Raw genomic sequence first — 8,614 nt, forward strand, 5'->3', positions numbered from 1 at the left:
CCCCCCCGAAGAGAGCGGTCGCTGCGCGGCAAGCCGCTTCGGGCTACGCCCTACGCGCCTTGCCGCGCAGCGAGTGAAGGAAGACTTACACCACTTGCTGGGACATCAACCCGGTGCACCCGCGCATGCGCAAAGCAACTGCATCAATGCTGTAGTGCAGGCAAGCTTCAACCCCGGGCAACGGAAACGGCTCATGTGGCGTCCTTTCAGGATGAAACGAACGACAGTATGAACGGGGCGCGACCGGTTTCCGACCAGGCCGTACCGACCGGCCGCTCGTTCGGAACCTTGGGCCCAAAGCACGTTGTGAAATTGGTCCGCAGCCCCCTTGCCCTATCGGTTCGATAGCGCATGCAAATGAGAATGACTCTCATTCGTTGGTACAATGAGTGCAAGGAGTCGCCATGAACCGCCACCTCAAAAAGACCATCAGCTTTGCTGCCCTGCACTTCAGCGTTGCGTTCGCCGTGACGTATTTGTTGACAGGCGACTGGCGCGTTTCAGGTGCAGTAGCGCTCATCGAGCCGTGCGTGAACACCGTCGCATTCTTCTTCCACGAGCTCTTCTGGACTCGAAAAGAGCAGCAGGAGCAGGACTTCGTCCCCGCCCCACATCACGCGTGATGGCACTCTGAGGGCCGTTGTCTCGAATGACTGCGGTACCGTCGGCCCGAGTCCACAGGCTCAGGGCCCTCCTAGCGCGCGTCGAGGGCCGCCACCACCGCTGCGCCCATTTCCTCGGTTCCCACGCGCGTACTTCCGGACTGGAAGATGTCGCCGGTCCGCAGGCCATCGGCCAGCACGCGGCGCACGGCGCGTTCGACGCGCTCGGCGTTGGCCGGCTGGTTGAACGACAGGCGAAGCATCATCGCCATCGACAGAATGGACGCCAGCGGGTTGGCCAGGTTCTTGCCGGCGATGTCGGGCGCCGTGCCATGCACTGGCTCGTAGAGCCCGAAGCTGCCCGCCGCCAGCGATGCCGAAGGCAGCATGCCGATCGACCCCGTGAGCATGGCGGCTGCATCGGACAGGATGTCACCGAAGATGTTGCCGGTGACGATCACGTCGAACTGCTTGGGCGCTCGCATCAGTTGCATGGCGGCCGCGTCGACGAAAAGATGCGTGAGTTCGACATCTGGGTAGTCCCGGCCCACGCGCGTGACCACCTCGCGCCAGAGTTGCATGACCTCGAGCACGTTGGCCTTGTCGACCGAGCACAGCCTGCGCTGCCGCGAGCGCGCCGTTCGGAATGCAACGTGCGCGATGCGCTCGACCTCCGACTCGGCATAGCGCATGGTGTTGAAGGCCTCGCGCTCGCCGCTCGCATTGACGCCGAAGCCGCGCGGCTCGCCGAAGTAGACGTCGCCGGTCAGCTCGCGCAGGATCATCAGGTCCAGCCCCTCCACCACCTCCGGCTTGAGGGTGGAGGCACCGAGCAGTTCAGGGAACAGGAAGGCCGGCCGGAAATTGGCGAACAGCCCGAGTTCCTTGCGCAGGCGCAGCAGGCTGGCGCCGGGACGCATCATGAAGGGAACGGCCTCGTCCCCCGGCATGCCGGCCGCGCCGAACAGGATCGCGTCGGCCTTGCGTGCGATCTCGCTCGTGGCGGCGGGAAGCGGATCACCGGCGGCGTCGAGGCCGGCCTGGCCAATCGCGGCCTCCACCAGTTCCAGCGGCTGGGCGTGGCCCACCACCGCCTTGAGCACCTTGACGGCCTGCTGCGTCACCTCGCGGCCAATCCCGTCGCCGGGCATCACTGCAATCTTCATCTCGGGAACCTTTCTGAATGAGTGGGAGACAGGGTCAGCGCAGCGCATGGCGGCGCTCGTAGTCCTCGATGCGCGCGTGCTGGGTCAGCGTGTAGTCGATCTCGTCCAGGCCCGCGAGCAGGCAATGGCGAGCAAACGGATCGATAACGAACGGTTCGGCGCGGCCCTGCGGGTCGGTGACAGTCTGGGCTTCCAGGTCCACGCGCAGCCGGGTGCCCGGCGCGGCCATCAGCGTTGCCAGCATGCTCTCGACCCACGCCTCGGGCAGACGCACCGGCAGCAGGCCATTCTTCAGCGCGTTGGAATAGAAGATGTCGCCGAAGCTCGGCGCGATCACCACGCGGAAGCCGCCATCGTGGAGCGCCCATACCGCGTGTTCGCGCGAAGAGCCGCAGCCGAAATTGCTCCCTGCGACCAGGATGCGCGCCTCTGCATAGACGGCGGCATTGAGCACGAATTCGGGCCGGCGATCGCCGCGCGCATCGTGGCGCACGTCGTGGAACAGGTAGTTGCCGAAGTTTTCCGAGCGCGGCTTCTGCAGGTACAGCGCGGGCACGATCTGGTCGGTGTCGACATTCGCTTGGGCCAGCGGCGCCGCGACGGCTTCGAGTTGTCTGAAGGCTTGCATGGGTGGGCGGATCCGTTGGCTTCGTCTTCAGCGTGTGGGCGGCAGTTCGCGCACGTCGGCGAGGCGCCCGGCGATGGCCGCGGCCGCGGCCATGGCGGGGCTCATCAGGTGGGTTCGCGAGCCCGGACCCTGGCGGCCGACGAAATTCCGGTTCGAGGTGGAGGCGCAGCGCTGGCCCGCCCCGACCTGGTCGCCATTGGTGCCCAGGCACATCGAGCAACCCGCATGCCGCCACTGGAAGCCGGCCGCGCGGAAGATGGCGTCCAGACCCTCGGCCTCGGCCTGGCGTTTCACGAGGCCCGAACCGGGCACCACCCAGGCTTCCACCCCATCGGCGACGCGGCGCCCGCGCGCCACGGCGGCAGCGCTGCGCAGGTCCTCGATGCGGCCATTGGTGCAGGAGCCGATGAAGACGCGGTCCACCGGCAGCTCCGTGAGCGACTGACCGGGCGTGAGACCCATGTAGGCCAGCGTGCGTTGCAAGGCATCGCGCCGCTCGCCGGTCGAGGCATCCGCCGGGTCGGGCACGCGGCCCGTGATCGGCAGCGCATCCTCGGGGCTGTTGCCCCAGGTGACCATCGGCGCGATCTCGCCGGCATGCAGCCGGACCTCCTTGTCGAACACGGCGCCGTCGTCGGTGCGCAGAGATTGCCAGCGCGACAGCGCCGCGTCCCATTCCGGCCCGCTGGGCGCGTGGGGACGGCCTGCCAGCCATCGGAAGGTGGTGTCGTCGGGCGCCACGAGGCCGGCACGTGCCCCCGCCTCGATGGACATGTTGCACACCGTCATGCGTCCCTCCATCGAGAGGTTGCGGATCGCTTCGCCAGCGTATTCGAGGACATGGCCTGTGCCGCCTGCGGCACCGAGCTTCGCGATCACGCCGAGGATGATGTCCTTGGCCGACACGCCCTCGGCCAGCCGCCCATCGATCACGATGCGCATCGTGCGCGGCTTGCGTTGCCAGATGGTTTGCGTGGCCAGCACGTGCGCGACCTCGGAGGCACCGATGCCGAAGGCCAGTGCGCCCAGCGCCCCATGGGTGGCGGTGTGGCTGTCACCGCAGACGATCACCGCACCCGGCAGGCTGAGCCCCTGCTCCGGCCCGACGACATGCACGATGCCCTGGCGCTCGTCGTCGATGCCGAAGAAGCGGATGCCCGCCGCCGTGCTGTCGTCCTGCAGCGCTTGCGCCATGGCACGCTTTTCCGCGTCGGCGACGTCGGCCAGCACACGGCTGCCGGTGGGCACGTAGTGATCGGGCGTGGCGAAGGCGAGGTCCGCCCGGCGCACGCTCAGGCCGCGCTGGCGCAGCATCTCGAAGGCAGGTGCAGAGCCGTCCTGCACGAGGTGGCGATCGACATACAGCAGGCTCTGTCCGTCGTCGCGCTGCATGACGACATGCGGCTCCCAGATCTTGTCGAACAGCGTGCGTGCAGCGGAATCGGGTGACATGGAAGTGAGGATCCGGTCAAGAGAGTTCAGTCGAGCTTGGCGCCGGAGATGCGGACGATCTCGGCGTAGCGCTTGGTTTCGCTGGCCATGAAGCGGCCGAAGTCCTCGGGCGTGCCGCCGCCGACTTCGGCACCGAACGCGAGCATGCGCTTTTGCAGTTCGGGCGACTTCAGCACCGCGTTGGCCTCGGCATTGAGCTTGTCGATGATTGCGCGCGGCGTGCCGGCGGGCGCCGACAGTCCGTACCACGATAAGGCGTACACGCCGGGCAGTCCCACTTCATCGAAGGTGGGCACATCGGGCAGCGCTGGGTTGCGCGTCTTGGAAGCCACCGCCAGCGCGCGCATCTTGCCGCCGGCGATGAAAGGCAGGCAGGTCGTGGTGTCCAGCATCAGCGAAACGTGACCCGCTGCCACGTCGGCCTCCGCCGGCGCGGTCCCTTTGTAGGGCACGTGAACGATGTCGAGCTTGGCAGCTTGCGCGAACTGCACCGCCGCCAGATGCTGCGAGGAGCCGACGCCGCCGGATGCATAGTTGAGTTTGCCCGGATTGGCCCGCGCCGCGTCGATCACGTCCTTGACGGTCTTGAACGGCGAACTCGCAGGCACCACGAGGATGTTGGGAACAGCCGAAACGTAGATGATCGGCTCGAAGTCCTTGACCGGGTCGAACCCCAGTTTGCCGTACAGGCTGATGTTGACCGCGTTGGGACTGATCGAAGACATCAGCAGGTTGTAGCCATCCGGCTTCTGGCGTGCCGCCAGCTCGGTGCCGATGTTGCCGCCGGCGCCGCCCCGGTTGTCGATCACGAAGGGCTGGCCGAGACGATGACTCAGGAGATCCGACACGATCCGTGCCGTGGTGTCCACCCCGCCTCCCGCCGGCCAAGGGACCATGAGCTTGATGGGCTGGTACGGATAGGACGCTGCCGCGTCCTGCGCCGGCGCTGCGGCGTGCGCTCCGAGCAGGCTGGAGGCGAGCAGCCAGGCATGCAGTTTCTTCATCATGTTTGTCTCCGGTTGTCGGTAGCTGGCTGCAATCCTATGCACGGAGAGTGGGTGCGGCAAACACAATTAAGGCATGCCAGGCATGAGTAAAATTCAACCCCTATGACGCGCCGCCTGCCTCCGCTCAACGCCTTGCGTGCTTTCGAGGCTGCGGCGCGCTGCGGAAACTTCACGCGCGCTGCACAGGAGCTCTGCGTCACGCAGGGCGCCGTGAGTCGTCACATCGCCACGCTGGAGGGCTGGTTGAAGGTCGCGTTGTTCGAGCGCGGGCGGCATGGCATCCGGCTCACGCCCGCGGGCCAGAGCTACTTCGCGAGCACGCGCGTCGCGCTGGACCAGATCGAGCACGGCACGCGGCAGTTGCTACAAAGCCCGGACGAATCGCTGCTGCGCATCAAGGTGCCGCCGACCTTCGCGATTCGCTGGCTGATCCCGCGCCTGGCGCGCTTCCACGCGCGCTATCCCCAGATCGATGTGCAGGTCACTACCTCGCACAAGCCGGCCGACTTCGACCGCGACGACGTGGACGTCAGCATCCATTCCGAGCCGCGTCCGCCGACCGGCGCGGGCTTCCGGCTGCTGTTCCGGGAGACCTTGCTGCCGGTCTGCGCGCCGGGCCTGCTGCTGCGTGGCCCGCCGCTGCGCGAGCCCGCCGACCTCGCGCACCATGCGCTGCTGTGTTCGTTGAACCGGCCGCAGGACTGGCCGACCTGGCTGGCTGCCGCGGGGACGCACGGCATCGACGGGAACCGCGGCCTGAAGTTCGAGAACGCGGCCATGGCCTACCAGGCGGCGGCCGAGCAGCTGGGCGTGATGGTGGCGCTGCTCGCCTTCGTGCAGGACGACCTCGCGAGCGGCCGACTGGTGGCGCCTTTCGATCTGCGCGTGGACACCGAGGGCGGCTATTTCATGGCCTGGCGGGCGGACCGGCCGGTTCCGAAGCGCGTGAGCGACTTCGAAGCGTGGATCGCCGCCGAGGCCGGGTTGGCCGAGGACCCGCATGGATGAGCTTTGCTCATTTCTCGCATGACTTAATTGTGATTGAGACTCGGCGGACACTTCGATATCGTCGGCTCCAAGTTCATTGGAGACAGAAGCCTTCTTTCGACGCGCGGCGTCGGGACAGGTCGCACGAAGCTCATGAAAATCCTTGCCGAGGGTCTGCAGTTTCCTGAGGGTCCCGTCGCCTTGCACGATGGCTCGGTGGTGCTCGTCGAACTGCGCGCAGGCAGGATCATCCGCGTCACGCCAGAGGGTCGTATCGAGCTGATCTCGGAGTGCGGCGGCGGGCCGAACGGGGCTGCCATCGGACCCGATGGGGCTCTGTATGTCTGCGACAACGGCGGCAGTGCCTACAGGCCGGGGCGCTTCACCTCGATCGGTCCGGCACCCGGCTACGACGGCGGCAGCATCCGGAAGTTCGATCTCGCGAGCGGCCGAGGCGATGTGCTCTACACCCATTGCGAGGGCCATCGGCTATCGTCGCCCAACGACCTCGTGTTCGATGCGCACGGCGGCTTCTACTTCACCGATTTCGGCAAGAAGCACGCCCGGTCGCGGGACCACGGCGGCCTCTATTACGCGCTGCCCGACGGTTCCCGCATCGTCGAGGTTGCCTACCCCTTGCTGGCCCCCAATGGCGTCGGCCTCTCGCCCGATGGCATGACGGTCTATGTGGCCGAAACGGAGACCGCCCGCCTGTGGGCGTTCGACCTCGTCGAAGCGGGAAGCATCCGGAAGCAGCCCTTCCCTTCGCCGCACGGAGGGCGCCTGGTGTGCGGGCTGCCAGGCTTCCAGCGCTTCGACAGCCTGGCGCTCGACGCCGAAGGACAGATCTGCGTGGCGACGCTGATCACAGGGGCGATCTCGGTCATCGCGACGAGCGGAGAACTGAGGTCCCAGGTCGCGTTCCCGGACCCGTACGTGACCAACATCTGTTTCGGCGGGCCCGAACTCAAGACCGCGTTCGTCACCTTGTCCGGCAGCGGGCAGCTGGTCTCCCTGCCCTGGCCGCACGGCGGCCAGCGACTCCACTTCAACGCCTAGACGGGCGCCCAACCACACAGGCTGTCTAGAGCAGCACACCGAGGAGATCAGCATGAATCGTCGCGAGCTGGTGAGTTTGCTGGCAGGCGGATGCCTGTCGGGTGCCGTGCTGCCTTCGCGCGCTGCGGCACGCTACCCGGTCCGACCGGTGAGGGTGGTCGTGCCGTTCACCGCCGGCGGAGGCACGGACGTGGTCGCGCGAGCGCTCGCCACCGGTCTTTCGGAGGCCTTCGGTCAAACCTTCTTCGTCGAGAACAAGCCCGGCGCGAGCACCGTGATCGGCTCCGAGTACGTGGCCAAATCCCAGCCCGATGGCTACACCCTGCTGGTGGCCAGCGTGCCGCACGTGACCAATCCGTGGCTGATGAAGGCGCTGCCGTTCGACACGCTCAAGGCCTTCGCCCCGATCAGCCTGGCGGTGCAGTCGCCGTTCATCATGGTCACCTCTGCGGCGTCGCCGGTTCGGTCGCTGGCCGACGTGATCGCACTGGCGAAGACCAAGCGGCTGGCTTTTGCCTCCACCGGCAGCGGCACGGCCGATCACCTGGCGATGGAACTGCTGGCATTGGAGTCAGGCATCTCGACGACGCACGCGCCTTACAAGGGAACCGGCCCGGCGCTCTCCGATGTCATGGGCAACCATGTCGACCTGATGTTTGCCAACGTGGTCGCGGCCGCGCCGCTGGTCAAGTCGGGCAAGCTGCGTGCCCTTGCGACGTCGACGCAGCGGCGCTCGCCATCGCTGCCCGACGTGGCCACGGTCGCTGAAATCACGGGCAAGCCCTTCGACGTGAGCGCCTGGACCGGCCTGCTCGCGCCCGCGGGCACCGACGCTTCGATCGTGGAGCGACTCGGCGCCGAAGTACGCAAGGCGCTGCAGATCCCCGTCACGCGCGAGGCGCTGGTCTCCAATGGCGCCGAGCCGGTTGGCAGCACGCCTGCGGAATTTCGGGCCTTCATCACGCGCGAGATGGACACCTGGGGCACGATCATCAAGAAGGCCGACATCACGACCACCTGAGAGAGCGCACCGGCCGCCATGCCCTTCATCATCCTTGCGCACGACAAGCCGAACTCCGAGCGCCTGCGGGCCAAGCTGAGATCGGAGCATCTCGCCTACCTTTCGGCTCGCAAGGGCCAGATGCTGGCGGGCGGCGCCCTGCTCGATCAAGACGGCAAGTCCATCGGCGGGCTGATCATCATCGACACCGAAGATCGCGCCGCCGCGGAGCGCTTCGTCGGCGAAGACCCCTTCACCACGGGCGGCGTGTTCGGCGCGATCCAGATCCTGACTTGGCGCAAGACCTTCTTTGATCGCCAGAGGATCCCGATCGAAGGACGGCCTTCCAGCTGACGGCGCAACCCCTACCGCCCTGGCAGCTGGACGGGAGGTTTGGGAGGTTTGGGAGGTTCGGGATGCTGTCGCGGTGAACCCTGTTTGCAGGGGCGCCGTCGATCGGCCTGACGCTGAGCTGGACGGGCGGGTGCCAAAAAGCCGTGATCAGGTCGCAGCCAAGTGCTTCGCGAACGACAGCGCAACCGCAGCGATCAACAGCAATGCACTGGCTGTCTATGTCGCAAACGCAAAAAAGCCCAGCCTTTGAGGGCTGGGCTTTTCTGGGCTGTAAGAGCCTGACGATGACCTACTTTCACACGGGAACCCGCACTATCATCGGCGCTGAGGCGTTTCACTGTCCTGTTCGGGATGGGAAG

Annotated in this window: 9 protein-coding genes and 1 rRNA gene; 5 read left to right on the forward strand and 5 right to left on the reverse strand. The window is 66.6% G+C overall.

Annotation, left to right across the window (positions count from 1 at the left end; translation table 11 throughout):
- Window positions 1-404 precede the first annotated feature (404 nt).
- The gene (locus QTI24_RS31310; RefSeq protein ID WP_286605825.1) at window positions 405-623 is read left to right on the forward strand and encodes a DUF2061 domain-containing protein; all 219 of its coding nucleotides are present in this window, start codon (window positions 405-407) and stop codon (window positions 621-623) included.
- A gap of 71 nt (window positions 624-694) precedes the next feature.
- Here the strand turns inward: QTI24_RS31310 and leuB are convergent, their stop codons facing one another.
- The 4 genes from leuB to QTI24_RS31330 are packed head-to-tail and all read right to left on the reverse strand — an operon-like array spanning window position 695 to window position 4,855.
- Window positions 695-1,768 (reverse strand): 3-isopropylmalate dehydrogenase, encoded by a 1,074-nt coding sequence (gene leuB / locus QTI24_RS31315; RefSeq protein WP_286605827.1) that lies wholly within the window; start codon window positions 1,766-1,768, stop codon window positions 695-697.
- A 34-nt stretch (window positions 1,769-1,802) separates the two neighbouring features.
- Window positions 1,803-2,396 carry a 3-isopropylmalate dehydratase small subunit gene (gene leuD, locus QTI24_RS31320; protein WP_286605829.1) on the reverse strand — a complete coding sequence of 198 codons (594 nt, stop codon included), beginning with the start codon at window positions 2,394-2,396 and terminating at the stop codon, window positions 1,803-1,805.
- Window positions 2,397-2,423: 27 nt separating this feature from the next.
- Window positions 2,424-3,848 (reverse strand): 3-isopropylmalate dehydratase large subunit, encoded by a 1,425-nt coding sequence (leuC, locus tag QTI24_RS31325; RefSeq protein ID WP_286605830.1) that lies wholly within the window; start codon window positions 3,846-3,848, stop codon window positions 2,424-2,426.
- Window positions 3,849-3,874: 26 nt separating this feature from the next.
- Window positions 3,875-4,855: a Bug family tripartite tricarboxylate transporter substrate binding protein gene (locus QTI24_RS31330; protein WP_286605831.1), complete on the reverse strand. Its 981-nt coding sequence runs from the start codon at window positions 4,853-4,855 to the stop codon at window positions 3,875-3,877.
- A gap of 102 nt (window positions 4,856-4,957) precedes the next feature.
- Here QTI24_RS31330 and gcvA point away from each other — a divergent pair, with 102 nt between their 5' ends.
- The 4 genes from gcvA (at window position 4,958) to QTI24_RS31350 (ending at window position 8,255) form a co-directional block, all read left to right on the forward strand.
- Window positions 4,958-5,863 (forward strand): transcriptional regulator GcvA, encoded by a 906-nt coding sequence (gcvA, locus tag QTI24_RS31335; protein ID WP_286605833.1) that lies wholly within the window; start codon window positions 4,958-4,960, stop codon window positions 5,861-5,863.
- Between the two features lie 132 nt (window positions 5,864-5,995).
- Complete coding sequence (locus QTI24_RS31340; protein WP_286605835.1) at window positions 5,996-6,901, forward strand: SMP-30/gluconolactonase/LRE family protein; 906 nt, start codon at window positions 5,996-5,998, stop codon at window positions 6,899-6,901.
- A 52-nt stretch (window positions 6,902-6,953) separates the two neighbouring features.
- The gene (locus QTI24_RS31345; RefSeq protein WP_286605837.1) at window positions 6,954-7,922 is read left to right on the forward strand and encodes a tripartite tricarboxylate transporter substrate binding protein; all 969 of its coding nucleotides are present in this window, start codon (window positions 6,954-6,956) and stop codon (window positions 7,920-7,922) included.
- An 18-nt stretch (window positions 7,923-7,940) separates the two neighbouring features.
- The gene (locus QTI24_RS31350) at window positions 7,941-8,255 is read left to right on the forward strand and encodes a YciI family protein (protein WP_286605840.1); all 315 of its coding nucleotides are present in this window, start codon (window positions 7,941-7,943) and stop codon (window positions 8,253-8,255) included.
- Between the two features lie 276 nt (window positions 8,256-8,531).
- Here the strand turns inward: QTI24_RS31350 and rrf are convergent.
- A 5S ribosomal RNA gene (rrf, locus tag QTI24_RS31690) occupies window positions 8,532-8,614 on the reverse strand; the annotation flags it as partial.

This window comes from Variovorax sp. J22P240, from assembly GCF_030316855.1.
Taxonomy (GTDB): Bacteria; Pseudomonadota; Gammaproteobacteria; order Burkholderiales; family Burkholderiaceae_C; genus Variovorax.